General features: G+C 34.9%; 20 protein-coding genes and 2 pseudogenes. 7 read left to right on the top strand and 15 right to left on the bottom strand.

The window, feature by feature from the left end:
* The first annotated feature begins 336 nt into the window (after positions 1-336).
* Both AAJG31_RS01600 and AAJG31_RS01595 read left to right on the top strand, forming a co-directional pair.
* Positions 337-1,764: a serine hydrolase gene (locus AAJG31_RS01600; protein ID WP_279495089.1), complete on the top strand. Its 1,428-nt coding sequence runs from the start codon at positions 337-339 to the stop codon at positions 1,762-1,764.
* A 174-nt stretch (positions 1,765-1,938) separates the two neighbouring features.
* Positions 1,939-2,268: a hypothetical protein gene (locus AAJG31_RS01595; protein ID WP_103118173.1), complete on the top strand. Its 330-nt coding sequence runs from the start codon at positions 1,939-1,941 to the stop codon at positions 2,266-2,268.
* Positions 2,269-2,497: 229 nt separating this feature from the next.
* Here AAJG31_RS01595 and AAJG31_RS01590 read toward each other — a convergent pair whose 3' ends face one another.
* From AAJG31_RS01590 to AAJG31_RS01565, 6 genes and pseudogenes are all read right to left on the bottom strand, one after another.
* On the bottom strand, positions 2,498-4,033 hold the full coding sequence (locus tag AAJG31_RS01590; RefSeq protein ID WP_279495091.1) for a multicopper oxidase domain-containing protein: 1,536 nt from the start codon (positions 4,031-4,033) through the stop codon (positions 2,498-2,500).
* A gap of 124 nt (positions 4,034-4,157) precedes the next feature.
* Positions 4,158-4,697 (bottom strand): VTT domain-containing protein, encoded by a 540-nt coding sequence (locus tag AAJG31_RS01585; protein WP_115673635.1) that lies wholly within the window; start codon positions 4,695-4,697, stop codon positions 4,158-4,160.
* A gap of 50 nt (positions 4,698-4,747) precedes the next feature.
* Positions 4,748-5,626 carry a C39 family peptidase gene (locus tag AAJG31_RS01580; protein ID WP_054550203.1) on the bottom strand — a complete coding sequence of 293 codons (879 nt, stop codon included), beginning with the start codon at positions 5,624-5,626 and terminating at the stop codon, positions 4,748-4,750.
* A 232-nt stretch (positions 5,627-5,858) separates the two neighbouring features.
* A pseudogene (locus tag AAJG31_RS01575) lies at positions 5,859-5,993 on the bottom strand (DUF1541 domain-containing protein); the annotation flags it as partial.
* 79 nt (positions 5,994-6,072) lie between these two features.
* Positions 6,073-6,606, bottom strand: a complete 534-nt coding sequence (gene resA, locus AAJG31_RS01570; RefSeq protein WP_279495093.1) for a thiol-disulfide oxidoreductase ResA — start codon at positions 6,604-6,606, stop codon at positions 6,073-6,075.
* Between the two features lie 38 nt (positions 6,607-6,644).
* Positions 6,645-7,355: a cytochrome c biogenesis protein CcdA gene (locus AAJG31_RS01565; RefSeq protein WP_279495095.1), complete on the bottom strand. Its 711-nt coding sequence runs from the start codon at positions 7,353-7,355 to the stop codon at positions 6,645-6,647.
* Positions 7,356-7,727: 372 nt separating this feature from the next.
* On the opposite strand from AAJG31_RS01565, the gene AAJG31_RS01560 reads away from it, so the two are divergent.
* Positions 7,728-8,003 carry a YqhV family protein gene (locus AAJG31_RS01560; protein ID WP_048395961.1) on the top strand — a complete coding sequence of 92 codons (276 nt, stop codon included), beginning with the start codon at positions 7,728-7,730 and terminating at the stop codon, positions 8,001-8,003.
* Between the two features lie 548 nt (positions 8,004-8,551).
* On the opposite strand, the gene AAJG31_RS01555 is transcribed toward AAJG31_RS01560, so the two are convergent.
* Positions 8,552-8,872: a metalloregulator ArsR/SmtB family transcription factor gene (locus AAJG31_RS01555; RefSeq protein ID WP_048392987.1), complete on the bottom strand. Its 321-nt coding sequence runs from the start codon at positions 8,870-8,872 to the stop codon at positions 8,552-8,554.
* A gap of 497 nt (positions 8,873-9,369) precedes the next feature.
* Between AAJG31_RS01555 and AAJG31_RS01550 the strand changes: the two genes are divergently transcribed.
* Complete coding sequence (locus tag AAJG31_RS01550; protein ID WP_048392989.1) at positions 9,370-9,990, top strand: class I SAM-dependent methyltransferase; 621 nt, start codon at positions 9,370-9,372, stop codon at positions 9,988-9,990.
* A gap of 192 nt (positions 9,991-10,182) precedes the next feature.
* Here AAJG31_RS01550 and AAJG31_RS01545 read toward each other — a convergent pair whose 3' ends face one another.
* Entirely contained in the window at positions 10,183-11,076 is an 894-nt protein-coding gene (locus tag AAJG31_RS01545) for a DMT family transporter (RefSeq protein ID WP_279495099.1), read from the bottom strand.
* Between the two features lie 182 nt (positions 11,077-11,258).
* On the opposite strand from AAJG31_RS01545, the gene AAJG31_RS01540 reads away from it, so the two are divergent.
* Entirely contained in the window at positions 11,259-12,128 is an 870-nt protein-coding gene (locus AAJG31_RS01540) for a LysR family transcriptional regulator (RefSeq protein WP_279495100.1), read from the top strand.
* Positions 12,129-12,192: 64 nt separating this feature from the next.
* On the opposite strand, the gene AAJG31_RS01535 is transcribed toward AAJG31_RS01540, so the two are convergent.
* Together AAJG31_RS01535 and AAJG31_RS01530 are read right to left on the bottom strand one after the other, a co-directional pair.
* Positions 12,193-14,349 (bottom strand): ATP-dependent helicase, encoded by a 2,157-nt coding sequence (locus AAJG31_RS01535; protein ID WP_279495101.1) that lies wholly within the window; start codon positions 14,347-14,349, stop codon positions 12,193-12,195.
* A gap of 225 nt (positions 14,350-14,574) precedes the next feature.
* On the bottom strand, positions 14,575-15,024 hold the full coding sequence (locus AAJG31_RS01530) for a GNAT family N-acetyltransferase (protein WP_066036702.1): 450 nt from the start codon (positions 15,022-15,024) through the stop codon (positions 14,575-14,577).
* A gap of 377 nt (positions 15,025-15,401) precedes the next feature.
* Here AAJG31_RS01530 and AAJG31_RS01525 point away from each other — a divergent pair, with 377 nt between their 5' ends.
* On the top strand, positions 15,402-15,629 hold the full coding sequence (locus tag AAJG31_RS01525) for a hypothetical protein (RefSeq protein ID WP_146750731.1): 228 nt from the start codon (positions 15,402-15,404) through the stop codon (positions 15,627-15,629).
* Between the two features lie 87 nt (positions 15,630-15,716).
* Here the strand turns inward: AAJG31_RS01525 and AAJG31_RS01520 are convergent.
* The 4 genes and pseudogenes from AAJG31_RS01520 to AAJG31_RS01505 all read right to left on the bottom strand — a co-directional run bounded on the left by AAJG31_RS01520 (position 15,717) and on the right by AAJG31_RS01505 (position 18,503).
* Positions 15,717-16,536 (bottom strand): annotated as a pseudogene (locus AAJG31_RS01520) (radical SAM protein).
* 30 nt (positions 16,537-16,566) lie between these two features.
* Positions 16,567-17,100: a methylated-DNA--[protein]-cysteine S-methyltransferase gene (adaB, locus tag AAJG31_RS01515; RefSeq protein ID WP_054550483.1), complete on the bottom strand. Its 534-nt coding sequence runs from the start codon at positions 17,098-17,100 to the stop codon at positions 16,567-16,569.
* Positions 17,084-17,704, bottom strand: a complete 621-nt coding sequence (locus tag AAJG31_RS01510) for a bifunctional transcriptional activator/DNA repair enzyme AdaA (RefSeq protein ID WP_279495104.1) — start codon at positions 17,702-17,704, stop codon at positions 17,084-17,086. Before AAJG31_RS01510 ends, adaB begins: the two co-directional genes overlap by 17 nt.
* 85 nt (positions 17,705-17,789) lie before the next feature.
* Positions 17,790-18,503, bottom strand: coding sequence for a 2OG-Fe(II) oxygenase (locus AAJG31_RS01505; protein WP_066036699.1), 714 nt, complete (start codon positions 18,501-18,503; stop codon positions 17,790-17,792).
* A gap of 162 nt (positions 18,504-18,665) precedes the next feature.
* Between AAJG31_RS01505 and AAJG31_RS01500 the strand changes: the two genes are divergently transcribed.
* Entirely contained in the window at positions 18,666-19,577 is a 912-nt protein-coding gene (locus AAJG31_RS01500; protein WP_279495105.1) for a DNA-3-methyladenine glycosylase, read from the top strand.
* A gap of 123 nt (positions 19,578-19,700) precedes the next feature.
* On the opposite strand, the gene AAJG31_RS01495 is transcribed toward AAJG31_RS01500, so the two are convergent.
* Positions 19,701-20,582 (bottom strand): LysR family transcriptional regulator, encoded by an 882-nt coding sequence (locus AAJG31_RS01495; RefSeq protein WP_066036697.1) that lies wholly within the window; start codon positions 20,580-20,582, stop codon positions 19,701-19,703.
* Positions 20,583-20,612: the final 30 nt, after the last annotated feature.

Raw genomic sequence — 20,612 nt, 5'->3', positions numbered from 1 at the left:
TTCTGACTCTTATTCGAGTTCTCGTCATCTAGTAGATTTAAAAGTCTTATCAGCAAAGCCTCCCTCATGGTAATAGATTTCTTGTTTGTTTTACAACTTTTATTCCACAATCTGGCCCTTTAATGCAAACAAGCGCTGATCCTTATTACAGAATGCACCCTTTTGTTGAAGATCGTTTTACTTATTGAACTAACGTATCTGTTCGTTAAAGGTAACTCTTCACATTTTACTTAATATTATAAAGGTGAATAGAAAGATAAGTTATAATTTAGTTTAATAGTTGTAAAAGTATGTTATTTATATTATTCTCTTATAATTTTTCAAAAAGGAGTGTTTATGAAAAAGATTATTGTTGTTGTATTAATGATATTTATATTATTCTTAGGATCCACAACACAAAGTTATGCACTGTCAGATTCGAAATCTGCGGCAATACAAGCGTTGCTAGATGATGCCTCTCGAATATCAGGTGTTCCAGGAATTTCAATCTCAATAATTGTCGATGATGAAGTGTTCTACTTTTCATCAGGGTATGCTGACCGTGAAAAGGGGTTGACTGCAAGTGAAAATACACTCTATGAGTTAGCTTCTGTCAGTAAAGCTTTTACTGGTATGGGTATTATGCTGTTGGAAGAGCAAGGGCTGCTCTCAATGACGGACCCTGTGCAAAAATATTTACCTTGGTTTACGTTAAAGTATCAAGGAAAACCTGTTGATACGCAAAGCCTTACACTAAATAACTTTCTTCACCATACCAGTGGTCTAACAAATATTAGGCATACTCAAAATATTCCACAAGGCAATACACCGGATATGTTGCAAAAGACTGTGGAAATGCTCGTAGATGCTGAATTGGCGTTCAATCCTGGTGAACAGTATAACTATGGAACCGTTAATTATGACGTATTGGGTTTGGTTATTGAGATTGTGTCGCAACAAAGCTATGAAGACTTTATGAAGGAACAAGTATTTCAGCCGTTAGGTCTTCACCAGACGTATGTTTATAAAGAAGATGCTCAAGCCACTGGACAGTTGGCACAAGGCTACCGTTCTTCCTTTTTTATGACAACTCCATTTAAAGCTCCGGATTATGCTGGGAACAAACCCGCAGGCTACATCATTTCTAATACAAAAGATATGGCACGTTGGATGGGCATACAGATGGGTATTGTGCAGGACATACCCGAAATATTTCACACGGTTATCGAAAAATCACATAGGGGTGATATGTCTGTCTCGGCTGTCAACGATATGTATTATGCGGCAGGCTGGTCGGTAAACGCCGACCAAACAATTATCGAACATACTGGGGGCAATCCAAATTTCCGAACCGAAGTAGCCATACTGCTAAATGACAGAACAGCCGTCTGCTTGCTGAGCAACGGCGCAAATACCAATATAAACTTGGTACTAAAAGTTAAAGATATATTAGACGGTAATCTAACTCAGTCATATGAAATAAGTGGCACACAGCTTTTGGATATCATTTTGTCGTCTATCACTATTATTCTTTGCCTATTGGCTGTTCTGCTATTTCTCTTAGGATTACGAAAAAAGAAAATGAATAAGAGACAGCCAATGACAAAAAAGAGGATAATCATAACAGTTATTTTCCTGATGGCTACGATTGTCCTTGGTATACTGTGCTATGCTATCGATTGGTCAACGATACTTATTTGGCAAACATATAGTATTCTTACAGCGTTGATTTCGTCAGCATTATTAACAGCCAGCATTACATGGTTTGTATACACTCACCGATAAAATACCTCGCTCCCAAGATAATCATAATGTTAAGTAATAAAATATAAAATTATCGGTATGCTTAATAAACCTGCTACTGCAGCAGAAATTGAAACTGCAACTGCAAATTTAAGTCTGCTACTGTAAGCATTGGGAATGGAAATACGGTCCTTTTACAAAGAAGTAGTATGGTACATGTTTTACAAAATCACCACCCACTTTATTGGACAGGATCAACTGGAAAAACTCTTTTTAATCCTAATATCAGAAACTAATTTATCTAAGAATAACATTGAATGGACCTTAGAAAAAATTATAAATAAACGAAATAATTTAGTGGTTTTTTCTTCAAAAAATAGTATGAAAAGTCGGTTAAAAGGAGTTTGTGAAGAAAATGAATTCATTAATGAAGTAGTTGTAAGTGCACATGATTATCTTACTCTAAGAGAAAAGGATACTCGAACTCAGAATCTAAATGAAATGGTTGAAAAATACAATCAGCTTAAGCAATTGATTAAAGAATAAAAATATGACAGATGCTTGAAGTTGTACAATTAGCTACTATTAGTTTTCAGACTAATGGTAGCTTATTTAATTGTTAAGTTACAAAAAGGTCGTATCCTAGAAGTCTTTAAAGCAACAGAAAGCATTTAAATGGCTCGAAATGGCTTTATCTGGTGTTTTAAGTCGTTTAAAATCCACTCTTGAATGACATCTAAAAAACCTCCAAATATATGGAGGTTTTTAAACTATTTTATTTTACTTCAACTTGACCCATCATCCCATTTTCTTCATGTTCAAGGACATGGCAATGGAACATGTAAATGCCCTTATTATTGAACTTCACTGCTAATTTAACTGTTTGACCAGCTTCAACTGAAACCGTATCCTTCCACCCTTTTAAATTTAAAGGAGGTTCTTTCCCATCAATCGACACGATTTTAAATTGAGTGCCATGTATGTGGAAAGGATGTGTCATGCCACCCATCATATCAGGTTTATTATAAATTTCCCAAATTTCAGTATCTCCCTGTTTTTGAGTGAAATCAATGCGATTCATATCAAACTGTGAACCATTGATTGAAACCATTGTGCCCATACCAAAAAGTTCAAGTTTCTTTGTAACTGGTAAGGTTTTTTCCTCTTCCGTAACACCAAAATCATTTAATTTTTGTGCAATGTTACTTGTACTTGCAGCTTTTTGTTCAATTTTAAATGGTAAAAGGGTAATTCCTTCTTCATTTATTAATGCTATATCAGTTTTGTCATCCATCTTTGAAAAATCCACTATTACCTCTGCTCGCTCACCTGGTGTTAAGGTAATTTCTTTCATATCAGTTGGTTGATTTAAGAAACCTCCATCAGTAGCAATTTGTTGGAATGTAGCTCCATTATTCAATTTAAACGTATAATTACGAGCATTAGAACCGTTTAATAATCGAAGTCTTATTTTTTCTTTACCGACAGTAAGTTTAGGATTCACAGTACCATTAATTAACAAAGTATCTCCTATTGTACCATCCTCATTAAGGACTGCTTGATAATTTAATTGCTTTTCTTCAGTAAATTGTCTATCTTGGAATACTAACGGAAAATCATTCACACCATACTCATTCGGTAAATTGATTTTTTGCGAATTTTCATCATCAATATAAATTAAGCCAGCTAAACCTTTATATACTTGCTCTGCTGTAGCACCTTCTGGATGTGGATGGAACCACAGCGTAGATGCTCCTTGATTAACTGTAAAATTCACATCTTCTGTTACACCTGGCTCTAAGACTTGATGTGGACCGCCATCACCATTTCCGGGAATTTCTAATCCATGCCAGTGAAATGTTGTTGGTTCAGATAAAGCATTTTTAGTTCTAAACGTTACCGTTTGATCTTTATGAATACGAATGACTGGCCCTAAAAAAGAACCATTATATCCATATGTCTCTGTTTTAGTTCCCTTAAGGATTTCTGTCGTTCCTTGTTGAGCAGTAATATCAACAATTCCATTTTTAGGTTCAATAATAGGTGGAAGCGCAAGCTCATTTTCCCCAGTTGAATTATTTAATGCTAATGGATTGTTATGACTCGCATGACCATTTTCCATGCTATTATCTTTATTATCCATACCCTCCATGTTTTTCATTTCTTCATCACTCATATTGGAATGGTCCATACTAGACATAGTAGAATGGTCCATATTTGAATTATTATTAGATTCCGAATTACCCGCACTACATCCCCCCATTATAATAGCGCCTACCAATAATGAAGCAATCAAAAGTTTAGATTTCATTATGTTTCCTCCTTTTATTCTTTACATAGGCACTATAACAAAGAAGTATGGAGAAATTATGGATTTGTAATTAAATAAGACAAGTATTAACCACTCTATCTAAGAAAACTTTGATATGACTTTTTTACTTCTTAACTTTCCAAATCAAAATGATAATTGACATTAATAAGATACTTATTACAATTTTCCCTATTAAATTTACTTGCATAAAACCATATACGGCTCCTGCTTCAAAGATTAAGGCTGGTATTTTTCCAATCGTACTAGCAAGCGCAAATGTGCCTAAAGACACCTTAGAAAATGCACTAGTAAAAGTCACAAGACCTGATGACATAAAAGGTAAAATCCTTAAACTGACAATTATCCAAAATGCATCAGACCCTTCCAACTCCTTTAATTTTAAAAGTTTAGGGTGTAATACGAACGGTCTTTTCCATTTATTGATTCCTTTTCTATATAAAATAAAGCTAATAACTGCACCAAGTGATTCACCGATAATAGAAATCAACAAACCGTTGAATACGCCAAAAAACACAAGGTTAGTAGCTGTAACAAAAACACTTGGTAGTATACCTATAATACTAACCAAAGTATTTATCATTAAACTAACCAAAATTGCAAATAATCCAGATTGTTCAAGTAATTGAAGTAATTTTTCTTCCATGATTAAACGCTATCTTTTTTAACCTATTACTTGCATATAATGAACTATTGTTAATAAACAACAACTGCCTGTTCGCCTAATGCTTCATAGCTATTAAAAAATGCTCCCTTATCCAATGTTATCAATCCCTTACGTGGATCCATTACTTCCACAGTCGTATTTCCCACAGATAATAGTACCATTGTATGTAAATTTTGATACATTTGATGGTACTCACCTGCTTCTTCCATAATCCATCCCCCTTTAACCTTTGGTGGTGAGAGGTCCAATGTTACCCATATAATAACTGGTATTCCCTGTCTAATATAATTTGTTATTTCTTTTATTGTACTTCCACTACTATTTTTTGCATGTAAATCTAACTTTCTCTCGGTGATAAAATTATTAGCTGCTTTGACAATTGGTTCTGCAAAAACATATGTACCCGTTTCTAGATTGCTTGGCTCGCCGCCATATGCTTGATTAGGATTTGGCCCATACTTTTTTTTCATTTTGTATTCAAACGATTGTTTAGGTAAATAATTTTGATCCATTTCTAATTTAGATGTTTCTGCACCATAGTAATTAAGTACTGCTGTAAGAGTAGTTATTTCACACCCATTTGGTAATTCAGGATTTTGTAGAATTACAGGAACTCCAAATCCTTTATTATGATTTACTGCATATGTTTGCACTAATATGGATTGTGTAGATGACGTATACGTAAATTTTTTCTCTGTTAAATACATTCCTGTTGTAAAATTGTTTGGATTCCCTACTTTTACTGTATAGGTTTCATTCGGTTGCAAATTATTAAATTGAGCCTCACCTTTATTCAAACTAATTGTTGAATCTATTTCTTTCCCTTCTTCATTAAGTAACACCACATATAGATCATTAAGTGGATCTCCACTAAAAAATTCAACGGTTAACACTGTTATGGTATTCAAGTTTGTATTTTCATTTGTACAACCCTCTAAAATAACTGCTAATAATCCTAAAGTGAAAATAATTCCCCACTTTCTAATGCCCCATACCTCCTCCCGTTATTATTACATGATTCAAAATGGATATAACGAATAATTATGGATTAAAATTAAAATGGATTTTTAGAATTTCTTCATAAAAAAAAGATGTTCCATTTGTCAAAATTGACTTGACTCGTCGAACATCTCTGAGTATTTAATTTTTACGGAGTAGATCATCACTTTCCGTTAGCCATTTATGAATTGTTACTTTTACACCAGGAGTAGAAGTGTAGTCAACCATATACACAGTTGTTTCCTCTGCAGAATTAATTCCTCTTTCATCTCCTTCATTTTGTCTTCGCTGCACATGCAATGTAACAATTTTTGAATTACCCAAAATTGACTTTAGTGAGATTAAGAATCATTATTTAGTCTGGTAGAATTAGTTCCATATAATTCTTTATATCTTGTTCTTTCATTTCTCCAGTGATTATTTTTTCTATTTTCCCCTCAGAATTAATAAGCATAGTCGTTGGTAATGGATTGATATTATATGCTTCCATTACACTTTTATTTTTATCTATTAAAACCGGAAAAGTTAGACCTTTTCGGTCAATATAATTTTGAACCACGAAGTCGGATTCTGCTATATTTATAGCTAATACCTGTATACCCTTTTCTTTATAATCATTATAATATCTATCTATAATTGGAAATTCTCTTTCGCAAGGTTTGCACCAAGTACCCCAAAAGTTTAAAAAGACGCCTTGTCCTTTGTATTCTTCCAAATTATGTTTCTCACCATGCATATCAACTAGAGTAAAATTTGGAGCATCGTCCCCTATTTTTAATACTTCATTTTTATCTTGCGTTAAAGTTGAATAGACTGTGAAGAATATTGCCCCAAATAATATAATTAATATAATTGAACGCATAAGAAATCTTCTCTTTTTTTTATCCATAATGAAGTTAGGCTCCTTCCTTTCTTATATATGTAAAACTAGAAACCAGTAAATCCTCCAAAAATCGGTGTTAAAAACGCAATAATTTTAGTCATCATATCAAAGTATAATAAAACCCCCATCACAATCATTATTGCACCACCTATTTTCATAAACAGTCCATTTTTTCTTTGAAGAAACTTCATTTTTCCGATAAATAAAGACATTATTAGGAAAGGTATAGAGAAACCTAGCACATAAAATAGCATGTACAACATGCCCTTCCCAGGATCAGACACGCCTAAAGCTATTACTCCTGCAAGAATTGGTCCAGTACAAGGTGTCCATCCAGCTGCAAAACCCATACCAATAAGTACCGAACCAAAATATCCTTTGGGCCTTTTTTTAAAATGAATCTTTTTTTCAGATTGTAAAATATCGATTTTAAAAAAACCTAGAATAACTAATCCAAAAAAGACCATGATAATTGCTCCAATTTGTCTTAGGAACTCTTTATACTGAATAAAAATCTGTCCGATAAAAGAAGTTGAAAAACCTAGTGCCATAAAAATAATAGAAAAACCAAGTAAAAAAAGCAGGGTATGTATCAGAGATTTTCGCCTCAAAATCCCTTTTTCTTCTTTTAGTTCATTAAAGGATATTCCTGTTACATAAGATAGAAAAGCTGGATACAATGGTAATGAACAAGGTGATACAAATGATAATAATCCAGCACCAAATGCAAGAAGTAAATTTAAATGCTCTAACAAATACGCTCACTCAACCTTTCTATAGTCCATTTGAAAATAAAGTATAGACTATAAATATGGAGAATATATGCATATGCAGCGTGATATAAGAATTAGAATTTTTTTGATAGCTTTCTAATTTTTCATTAATCTAAATAGGGATTAAAAATAAAAAATGAGCCGTGTTTCAACTTTAGAAACACAGCTCATTTATTATGCTAATTCTAAACATTGGAAAAATCTTTAATTATATTCCTAGTCTAAGGATTAAAGCATAATCTAACAAGAATATTAGATACGAATCATACATATATTGATTTTAATATTTCATTAAAACAAAAATCTATTATTCTATTCATGATGGAATTATATTAAATTTTCTATAAAGATAGGATGATGACAATTATTGAAAAGTCGGTTCTTGCTATGGTTATTTTACGTGTATTGTCTGGGAGTATTGAAGTAAGTGCTGGATTGTTGATGCTAAAGTTAAATAATCTAGAAAAAGCATTTTATATTAATACAATGCTTGCTTTGGTTGGTCCAACAGTATTAATCGTAACGACAGCAATTGCATTATTTGGACTAGCAGATAAAATACCTGTGACAAGAATCGTTTGCTTATTTACGGGTATAACACTTATTATTATTAGCTCACATATTAAGTAAAAATAAAAGATTACTAAAATTCAGCAAAAGCATACAAGTGTCAGAATATGAGTTTGACGAAAAAATAATCTTCACAACCTTTTGGATCCAAGTTATCTTCTGTATCTTTATAGCATGGTTCCATTCATAATCTTTGTTAAACTCTTTTATGAATCACCTAACATGTTCATTAAATTACTGTAGCGTGTGACGACGCTGCTTTTTTTTATGTATAATTAGCCTTTATTTGCACAAATTTATATTGAGTGTATCGCACGCACTTATACGGTGGTGGCGTTGGTTGACCGTCACGACCTCCCTCAATAAGGGTTACATTATCTCAGTAACCCTTTTATAATTTCTATTCAGATCAGGTAGTTTTCTACTTTGGACTAACCTTAATTAAACCTTTACGACCACTAACCCTATTGGTAAAGATGTTCCTCTATCTTTGATTTTTTCTGTACTAGCTCATTCATATAGTTAAGGAACACCTATTTCCTCATAATTTTAAATCTCCTGCATCCTTCCCTATATATTATGGAATCTGCTTTTATTTATATATATCTTTAATCTACGTGGTTTGCACAGCACGCAACATCAGAATGAACATCTTCTAAAACCGTATCAAACATTTCAAGAAGTTCGCGAATACGCTCATTTCTCAAACTATAGTAGCAATATTTTCCTTCATTACGACCAACAATAATGCCACACCCTTTTAAACAGGCTAAGTGTTGAGAGATATTAGACTGATTCCCCTTTAATTCCTCGACGATTTGAGATACTGTCTTCTCTTTCTCTTTGATACACTCTAAAATTTGAAGTCTTACCTTGTTTGAAAATCCATGAATTAGTTTAATTTTTAAGTCAATATTTTTTTCTGTCACAAAATCTCCTCCAATTCATATTAGACTTAGCTAATATGTTTTGATATGATCATATTCGATATCACTAATATGTGTGTCAAACATACTAGCACTACCTAATATGTCTGTCAAAATTTTAAAAAATATGGGTCTCTCTTCAGCTAATAAACGTAGGCATCCTCAAGTTAGATTTTTTACTGTCTGAAAAGGAATATTAGATTAAATTTGGGACAGGTTTCGCAACTGGCTGGACACTTGTAATAATGGCTTTAGGGCTAACAAACCCTGATAAAGGCTTATTATACATACTTATTAATGTACTGGTTTTTTCAATTTCCTTTCTTAAGCTGTCTCAAATTACGTTTCTTCCAAAAAATCCATTTATGATTATTGATTTTAATGGGATTTTATTATATTTTGACATGATGACAAAGATTATTGCGTGGGTCACTCCTATTTTCGGAGGGGACACAGGATTTTAGAAGTTCATACGCTCTGTAGAAAGGCTGGATGTAGCATTGAATAATACGTGGAACAAAATTATCTATAAAATTGGCTCTTCCTTTTACGATAAATTTTTTAATACAGGTACTTTTTTAAAGACTAGAAAGAGGATTTTTCAAGAAGTGCCTTTTCAGCGTAAACAAAAAATCCTCTATGTAGGAATTGGTACTGGGGCTGATTTAGAATTAATCAACTATGTTGATTATGATATAACTGCCATTGATTATTCTCCTGATATGCTAGCGAAAGCTCAACATAAATTCGAGCACTCTTCTATCAATTTTTTAGAAATGGATGCTCAAAAAATGTCTTTTGCAGATGAATCATTTGACTATATTGTAGCTAGTTTAATACTTTCTGTGGTTCCTAATGAAAATAAATGCTTTGAAGAGATGATAAGAGTTTTAAAGAAGGATGGTAGAATTCTTATCTTTGATAAATTTGCTCCTAAAAATCAAAAACTAACGCTAACAAAAAAATTGGTAAGGCCATTTATAAGTATGTTAGGAACAGATATTGGTAGAAGTTTTGAGGAGTTGTTTAAACAAAATGATCAAAGGCTCAGAATTATAAGAGATGAATCTGTTATGTTAAAGGGTATGTATAGATATATTGAAGTTCTTAAACTCTCTTAGCTAATCATTAAGGGCATAGTTGAACTAGCAGTTAACGTTTTGGAGAAACTCATCAAGAAGCTTAAGCATCTTATCAAGAGTTTAAAAAACAACAATTAGCCAACTTGAATTGGCTGATTGTTGTCTTAGTAATTGAACAACCCTATAAATGTTAAATACCATGTATCGATTTAAGTCTCCCGTGATAAATTGTTACTCTATTTGTTTTTTCATGAGTTGTTTTGAAAAGTTAAAGGATCGAATTTCGCTAACAAATGTAGAACCTAATAAAAATACCCCTCCGATAATTTGCACTAGGGTCATTTGCTCTTGCAATATCATTGCAGAAATCAATATTGCTACAAAAGGATCGACATAGCTTAGCATCGCAATACTCTGCCCTTTCAATTTTTCCATTCCCGAGAAAAACAACCAAAATCCAATCCCTGTATTAACGATACCTAAAATTAAAATAAAAGGAATAGATGCGCGTGATAATTCAAAAATCCCCAAGCCTTCTGTCAAAAAAACATACGGCAGCAGTAATAATGCAGTCGTTCCAAGTTGAATAATGGTCAGCTCTAGCTTGTCCATCTCTTTAATAAATTTGTTTAAAAGTAACAATGCCGCATAAAACGCAGCTGCCATCAATCCAAAGGTAAGTCCAAGGAAATCATCTGATTCCGTTGCACTCACCCCTTCTCCTACAATCATTATCATACCGATAATTGCTATGACAATGCATATTATTTTTTTTATGGATAATTGTTCCCTAAGTACAACAGGTGAAAGAATCATTACAAATACTGGTGCAAAGTAATATCCTAGTGTGGCATTGGCAAGTGATGTGTGGTCGTAGGATTGATAGAGAAAAATCCAGTTTCCTCCCAATGCAACGCCTGAGAGAAACAAAAATAAAGCATTCGATTTCACTAAATTCCAGGATATTTTTTTCTTCATTATGGAGAAGATGGAGAATAAAAATAAGCATCCTAGTAAACTACTTAGTAAAGCTCTTTCACTAGCCGCTAAATCAATGTAACGCACAACTAAACCGATTGTGCCAAAAATAATCATTGATACGATAAATTGAAATTTAGATTTCATGGCCTACTCCCCTAACCTACCGCAATTTAATAGGAACTATTAGGTGTTTTTTCCGTCCTTTCCTTCCACTCCCTTTCAACTTGCTTTTGTAATGGGAATAGCATAGCATACTTATATGTATTACAAAATTGAATGTTTGTCATGCTATACATAACAAAATAGCATGCAAGGGGGATAGCGTTATGAATATCCAAAAATATATGGCCTTTGTCAAAGCAGTAGAATATGGGAGCTTTACAAGAGCTGCCGATGCATTAAACTATACACAGTCTGGTATCAGCCGTATGATCAACGATTTAGAAATAGAATGGGGAATTTCCCTTTTTGAACGAGGTCGTGCCGGAATCAGTTTAACATCCGATGGCTTAAAGTTACTGCCCCAATTACTGCGTATATGTAATGAGCATGAAATGTTAATGATGCAGATCGAAGACTTACATGATATCCAATCAGGAATCATCCGAATTGGTACATTTTCTAGTGTAGCAACACATTGGCTACCTTATATGATCAAATTCTTTAAGCAGGATTATCCAGGGATTGATTTCGAGTTACTCTTAGGAGATTACACCGAAATCGAAAGCTGGATTATCGAAGGTAGGGTCGATTTTGGATTTTTGCGACTACCAACAAAAGCTAAAATGGAAACAATCTTTGTAGAACAAGATCGTTTGTTGGTAGTCATTCATCAGGATCATCCTCTTGCTGATTGCGATAAATTTCCTATAAGTGAACTATTGACCAGTCCCTTCATGCTTTTAGAAAAAGGCGCAAAAGCTGAAATCTCCGAAATTTTTGAAAAACACAATATCTCGCCGCATATTTCTTTTACAACATGGGACGACTATGCCATTATGTCAATGGTGGAAAACGGGTTGGGAATCAGTATATTACCTGAACTGATTTTAGAACGCATTCCTTACCAAATTATCGCGAAAGAGCTTGAGATCCCTGCTTTTCGAACTATTGGAATTGCGATGAGAGAGCAAAAATCGCTGTCACTTGCAGCAAAGAGATTTATAGAATATTTATCCTATAGAAAGAGAAAATAAGAAGTTTAGCTATTATTTTGCACACTATAAAAAGCGTATTCGAAAAAATCTCGAATACGCTGCATTAATCTTCCACCGCTTCTAAATAGCCTTGCTGTAAACATGTATCCGTCATAAACTGCTTTATCCCTGCATCAAATGACAATTTGATCGTGCTACTTGTGACCTCCAAAATTTTTCCCTTTCCAAACATCACATGCTTCACCTTTGAGCCAACGATTAACGCTGACTCCGTTGTAATTGTCCTGTCATTACGGTATTGCTTTAATGCTTTCCTCGGACTTTTCGACGCTTTCTTTGGTAATTCCTGAGGAGAAACGATTTGCTTTAACGCCTTCATAAATATTGATGGCACCACACTTGCTTTAAAGCGCTTGCTGTACGAAATTAATTCCAAATGGCGAATTGCACGTGTGATACCGACATAAAAGAGTCTTGTTTCTTCCTCTATTGCTTCTTCCGTCTCAGTAGGTAAAATCCCATCAATTAAGTCAATCAAATACACACGGTCAAATTCCAAGCCCTTTGAACTGTGTAAGGTTGTTAATGTAATGGCATTCATTTCATTTTTCAGATGAGATGTACGTGCTAAATTTTCAAGGTACTTTAAACGACCCGCAAATTCAGTCATCGTCGACGTATGGCGAGCAATTAGTCCAAGTACATCCACAATATCTAGTAAATTTTCATAATTAAAACCGAGGTCCTCGCTCATTTTCTTTAAGACACGCTCATAACCAAAGTCATAACGGATATGCTCTAGCATGGCTGTTGGTGTTGTTTGATCAAATTGAATGCTATCATACGTTTTGCGAATTCGCTTAATATATACAGGCTGATAATCCTTTAATTCCACATGCTCTAGTAATAGTGAGAATACACAGCCATCCTCCGGTACTTTCTGCAGTGCCTTTAATTGCGTTGGTGTAATATAAGCATTCATTTTTCTGTAAACTTTTTCAAATATCGAGATATTTTTTGTATTGTACGCTAGACGCATGAAGTTCATTATATCCTCCACAACCCAATGCGTAAAAAAGCGAATGGTGGAATCTTTCATATAGAAAGGCAAGCCCGCTCTGTCTAATGCGTCCATAAGAGGAATGGCTGACGTATTATTTCGATATAAAACAGCCGTTGAGCCACGCTTAGACAAGCTTTTTAACTGATTCACTACATATTTGGCCTGTAAGCTGTAATTCTCTAGGATTTTAAACGAGATTGGCTCTGCTGCAGGATTTTGCGTAAACATTTGTTTGTTATATCGTTTTTTATTTCGCTGAATGAAAAGATTGGCTGGCTCTACAATCGAGGCAGATGAACGATAATTTTGTGTCATTAGTAAAACACGTGCCTCTGGATAAATCTTTTGGAAATTCAACAAATAATCTGGCTCTGCACCGCGCCAGCTATAAATGGCCTGATCCTCATCGGCAACGACGCATAAATTTTGATGGACAGCGACAAGCTTCTCGATGATCGCATGTTGAACAGGCGATGTATCCTGACTTTCATCCGTTAAATAAAAATCGTATCGACGCTGATATTGCGCCAACACCTCTCGATTTTTCGTAAAAATATCATTCGCCATTAACAGCATATCGTCAAAATCAATGAGCAATCGGTCACTAGCTGTGCGCTTATATTCCTCATAATGCTGTAAAATCTCGACTTTTCTTGGCACCTTTACTTCTGCAATTGCCCATTCCTGTTCTGGCAGCATTTTATTTTTGATGAACGTTATGTACGTCAGTAGCTCGTCTAACTGATCTTCCGTAATTTTGGAGCCATTTAATTGTTCAAAAATCTCACGAAGCACTCGTTTTTTTGACATTACACCAGGCCCGTCCGCTTCTTCGATAACCCCGTACGAAATGCCCTGACGTTCAAGTGTCTGCCGCACAACTTGAAATGCTAAACTATGAATCGTCGAAAAATCAACTGGTGGCAAATGCGGAAAAAACTTTGCAAAACGTGCCTTCATATCATTTGCTGATGCCTTACTAAACGTAACAGCCTTTATGCGAGCAGGCTTGACACCAAGCGCCTCGATCATATAGCCAATACGCATAATAATCGTCGTCGTTTTTCCTGAACCAGGAGATGCCAATAGTAGCAGCGGTCCATTCGTTTGCAATACGGCCTGCTTTTGCACATCATTTAGATAAACGCCAAGTGAACGCTCCTTTTCTTCAAAAAATGCTTTTTGCGCTCCATTCATATCATTTACTCCGTTCTAAAAAAATCTATTTTCTATTATACCAGATGATACTGATTAACTTCTTAAGAGCATTAAAGCAACTAAGCTCGACTACTACTCATTCGAGTGATCTTAGCTCTGTTAAGGAAATTGTTTGCCTCTGCATCATTTTTAGATCTTATCAAAAACAAAAAAGCGTATATACAAAATGTACAACGCTTTTTAGTAGCTCGTTAGTGAAATTTTTTATTTGGCTATCCATTCATATTGAATATCAGCTAAATTTTCTTCATTTTCATGTCCTCTCCCTATGATTTTAAATCCATGTTTTTCATAAAATCGTTGGGCATTTTCATTAACCTCAAATGTGTATAAAGTTAATCGCCCTTTTGATTGTGCTTTTACTTTATCTAGTAATGTATGACCTATGCCCATCCCTTGATAGTCAATATGAATATATAGTTGGCTTATTTCTTCTTCGTTATAGGCAATCATGCCAACTACTTTTTCATCCATTAACGCTAAATCGATGTGAAACTGCTCAGCTAATAGATGATTTAAGAAATATACATGACTTTCAAAGGTATGAATTTCTTTTTGACCAATCGCCTGTTCCTTACTATCTCGCCACATAGTAACTGTTTGTTCAGCGTATTGGGGGGTATATTGCGTAATAATTATTTTGTGTTGGTTCACTACGATGCCTCCTTAAGCATAATGTAAAAAATAGATATTATGAAAAATACTTGGTTGGATTCCTAAATCCTGATTGCATACGACTTTAGCAATGCAATATACTTTAAATCAAATATTTTACATTCAAGACTAAACCTATGTAGTTTGTATTTCCTCACATCTTCTGGAAAAATATAAGACATTCCTGTATGCTTCAATTTTTAATCGACTACAATAATTATTTTCTCGTCTTGTCAATGTCGTAATTCAAACAGCGTGATAGCCCTTTTATAAACCACCTGCTATCATTATCAATTACTTCCTACCCTAGTTTTAACCGTAGATTTAAATTTGGATAATTTTCATTCATACTATACTCCTTAATAAAGTAAAGCACATTGCTTGATGAATTAAATGTAAGTTCTACGGATAAAAAAACATCTTCCACTCACACTAATGGTGGAGGTGAGATGAAAATGGGAAATAATAAACATAAAAATAATAAAACGCAAGACAACAAAAAACAGCAGAATCAAAATCAAAATGCTAACAATGAGCGTAAAAACAGAGAAGAGTTTGCTGAAGAAGTAGATTTCAGTCAAATTCAAAATGAAAACAAACGTTAATCATACTATCATGTGAAGAAACCCTAATACTCACTTCAGTAAAGATGGGTATTGGGGCTATTTTTATAATCCATCTATTACAGCATTTTACGGCTCAAACCCAGCCTGACTTATATAAACATGATTTTCTGGAAAGATTTCAATAAATCGGTTGTATACTTTTTTTATTACATCTGGTCCATACCATTCTTCTAAACCAAGTTGATCATATTTTTTCTCAATCTCAAGTTTTCTTGTGCGTTTTCCACCACTGCCATCTCCCATGAAGTAGTCATCTATACATATCCGATCGACGAGTTGCTTCAATTTCAAAGGAAAATATTCTCCACTTGGTAAAATGGGCGCGATAGCAACTTGGGTCGGTATGTCCGCAGCTGCTAATTTTTCCAATGTCTTAAAACGCGCTTGGATTGGAGGTGCCATTGGCGTAAAATGTTTACGTATCGTTTCCGAATCTGTCTCAATTGTCATACTTACCCGCACTTTTTCTTTAAATTGTCGCAGCAAATCAATATCCCGACTGACAAGTGGACTTCTCGTCTGTACAAATAAGAAATCAGGGGGGATCCTCTAGCATAACCTCTAGTAAAGATCGCGTCACTTTTTCCTTATGCTCTATTGGCTGATACGGGTCTGTACTTGAGGACATAAAAATGGTTACAGGCCCTTTGGCTTTAGCACGATGAAGCTCCTTTTTTAATACTTTCGCCGCACCGTTTTTAACATCGACCCAACTACCCCATTCCCCTTCTCGAAAAAGAGATACAGGCATTTGACGTACATAGCAATAAGAACATCCAAATGAACAGCCTGTATAAGGATTGAGCGAATGCGTATAGCCAGAAAGAAAGCCAGTTCCTTTATTCAAAATGGTTTTTGGATGCTTATAGAATAATTCGCTTTTCATACGAAACCTCCATTCCATGTAAAGCAGGTATTACGCATTGCTAGATGAACCTCGCTTTTCAAGTTCCAAGAGCAATTTCTTCATTGCTAATCCGCCCCGATAGCCTGTTAAAGAGCCATTCTTTCCTGTTACACGATGGCACGGTACAGTAAGTAACACTGGATTAGCCCCAATAGCCGCTCCAACAGCACGAACAGCTGCTGGTTTATTGATAGCATGGGCAATGTCTGAATAGGATTTCGTCTGCCCATACGGAATTTCACAAAGTGCTTGCCAGACTGCTAGCTGAAATGGCGTACCTACGTACTCAAATGGGATAGTAAAGGTTTGCCTCTTTCCTGCTAAATACTGAATGATTTCATTGACATAGGGTTCAAGCTTTTCCTCATCTTCAACAAAAGGACTTCCTGGAAAGCGTTTCTTCGCCCATTCAAACATTTCCTCGATTGGTTTGTTCTGTGAACCAACAAACACAAGGCCCTTGGAGGTAGCAGCAATATAAAAATGCCAATCCTCAAACTTGAGTAAAGACCAAAAAAGGGTTGGTTTATTTTTTATTTCCATCATTCATTTCCTCCATTTTTCTCATTTGACGAAATTGCGCTGGGGTCTCACCTGTTTTCTTTTTAAATAAAGTAATAAAATAGGGTGCATTCGCCATACCCACACATAGGGCAATATCGCCTATTGCTTTATTCGTCTCAATCAAATACTTTTTAGCCGCGTGTACGCGAACTTGTTGTATATACTCAATGGGCGTCAAGCCTTTAATCTTTTTAAATGTTCGATGCATATGATAGGGGCTCCCATGACAAATCATTGCTAATGATTCGAGCGTTAATTTTTCAGCGAAATTTTGATCAATGTATGCTGTGATAATATCAACCCACTCGCTATCAGGCAAGTTTTCATTAGTAGGCTTGCAACGTTTACAAGGGCGAAATTTTGCGTGGAGTGCTTGTTCTGCGGTTGCAAAAATACATACATTCTCTTTTTTCGGAACGCGAGACTTACAGGATGGTTTACAGAATATCCCTGTTGACTTGACAGCATAGAAAAATTGATTGTTGTACGCTGTATCATTCGTGATAATGGCTTGCCATTTTTCATCTGTCATCATTTCTACATTATTCAAAATATCATTTTCATCATTCATAGGATCCAGCATTTATCTCACCTCTCCTTACAATATACTCCCTAAAAATTCACAATGTACAATTCTAGATATGGAATAGCAAGATATTGAAGTTTTTTTATTTAGAATCGTGAAAAATGATGCCAAGACCGTATCGTTCTCCAGCAGTAATCGTACTTACTCCATGACGAACCGTATGTTTATAATATCCCCTTTTCCCTAGAACAGGTCTATGGTTTGTAGGAAAGATGAGCGCACTGCCTTGATCTAACGTAATGACATGTCCCCTACTCTGAGCACGTGGAATTTGTTCCACTAGGAGTGATTCTCCACCAAAAAAGTCTTGTTCGCGTTGATTTAATACAAATACTACTTGAAACGGGAAAAACACATCGCCATATAAATCTTGATGCAAACAATTAAAGCCACCTGTTTCATACTTTAAGAGTAACGGTGTCGGTCTAGTTTGTTCATATTCTTTACAAGTGTTCAAAAAATCTTGAAGCTGAGCTGGAAACTGCGCTGTTTTCTTTAAATAACCTAACCATCGATTAGCTGTTTTGGCCAATTCTTGATAAAAGGACTCTCTTAAACTTTGGATGATTTCAGGCAATGGATAGGAAAAATATTTGTATTCCCCCTCCCCAAAGCGATACCTCGTCATATTAATGGTCGTTCTGTATGGCTCTTCCTTACCATACAACCCTATTAAAAATTCACATTCCTCTTTTGTTAAAATTACTGGAAGCTTTGCAAATCCTTGCTTATCTAGTTCATGTTGAATGGAATCCCACTCCAAGCCGCCAACACGTGTTTGAATATCTTGGACCATTTTTATTCCCTCCTTAGCCTTCTTAATAACTAACACTATAACCTCATCAATAGAAAAAAATAAGGCGTTTAGAATGGAATAGCAAGATAACAAAATGAGTAAAGCTACTTTTATGATAAAGTAAACTAACAAACTGTGTATGTTGAAAAGGAGAATGAAAAAGTGATATGGCATGACGTTGACGATGTGATGATCATTACCTTACCAGCAAATTTTGATATGAATGCAAATCTAGGCTATTTAACAAGAGAAAAAAATGAATGCCTGTATGAAATAGAGAACAATATCATCACAAAAGTGATAGCCATTGGAGAAATGCAGTCTTTAGTACAGATAAGCGTAATCGATAATCAACAAATGGTTGTTCAATTCCTAAATGGTTCTAGGCCTATTGAAAAGAGGGAGCGGGAAAAAATTGCAACATATATAATTGAATGGTTTGATCTTGATAACGATTTAACGCCATTTTATGAAATGGCAAATACAGATCCATTACTTAAAACACCTGCCCAAAAATTCTATGGATTACGAGTTATCGGCATTCCCGATTTATTTGAAGCGTTATGCTGGGGCGTTTTAGGGCAACAAATCAACCTTGCCTTTGCCTACTCTTTAAAGAGACAATTTGTAGAAAGCTTTGGCGATTCTATCGAATGGAATGGTAAAAAGTATTGGGTATTCCCTCCATACGAACGAATTGCACAGTTAGAACCTACTGACCTAGCAGCTATTAAAATGACGGTTAAAAAAAGTGAATATATCATTGGCATTGCAAGATTAATGGCATGCGGAGAATTATCGAAGGAACAATTAATGAAAATGAATTTTAAAGAGGCAGAAAAAAGCTTAATCAAAATACGAGGAATCGGACCTTGGACAGCCAATTACGTGCTAATGCGCTGCCTAGGGTTTCAGACGGCTTTTCCAATCGATGATGTAGGTCTGATTAATTCAATAAAAACATTACGTAATATGAACCAAAAGCCTACGAAAGAGGAAATTTTAGCGCTCTCGATACCATGGAAAAACTGGGAATCCTACGCTACCTTCTATTTATGGCGTGTTCTTTACTAAATATCATCACCTTGATTTGAGCATGTTTTGAAAAAATGAACCAAAACATGCTCTTACGTAGGTATGTTTTATGCTTCTACAAAAGCACAATGATGATGAACAATCGCAATGGACACAGAATTCTTATAGCTGTAATTCTTTAATACAATCCATGGTTGTTTTTATAAACTCTTTGACAGCGGGAAGGGGTTGCTTCTTTGAGCGAGTAATGATGCTTATTTCTCGGAAAGGTTCGGGTAAGAGAGGTTTTACAATGGTACCAGCTAAATTATAGGGTAAAGCTAGTTCTGGTATGATTGTAATGCCTAATCCTTCACGTACCATTGCAATGATTGTTTGATTTTCTTCCACATTAAACTCTATGTTTGGGGATACCTCTTGTTCCTGTAAAAACTTCTTAACACTCACTTCACATCCTAGCTGAGGCATAATAAAAGCCTCCCCTTGAAGTTCTTCCGCTTTTACTTGTTCATTTATGGCAAGATGATGATGAATCGGTACGATTGCTACTAATCTATCTCTTACTATGGTGGTAGCCTCAAAATGATCCATAGGGTTACTTAAAGATGTAAAACCTATATCCACTTTCCCCTCTTCTACCCAACGTGTAATTTGGTCATAGCTCCCCTCATAAAAATTTATTTCAATTCCCTTAAACTCTCCTTTAAACCGTGATATGATCGTTGGCAACACTTTTGAAGCGAAACTTGAAAAGCTGCCAATATTTATTTTTCCGTTTTGTATTCCTAAAATAGATGCCGCTTCTTGTTTAATGCTTTCTGCTTCTGATAAGATATTTCTCATATTGTTGATGATACGTTCTCCACTATCTGTTAATGAGATACCGTTTCTTCCTCTATTCAAAAGTTTAATACCGAGTTCTGACTCTAATGAAGCGATATTATGGCTTATGCCCGATTGTGTCATCGCCAATATTTCTCCTGCTTTTGTGAAATTCCCAATATCGACTACTTTGACGAATATTTCTATTTGCAAAAGGTTCACAAGTTAACCTCCGTATAAGATTTAACTTTC

Origin of the sequence: Lysinibacillus sp. BS3, from assembly GCF_039614735.1 — a bacterium.
Taxonomy (GTDB): Bacteria; Bacillota; Bacilli; order Bacillales_A; family Planococcaceae; genus Lysinibacillus; species Lysinibacillus capsici.
This window is presented reverse-complemented; position numbering and strand designations above follow the sequence as displayed.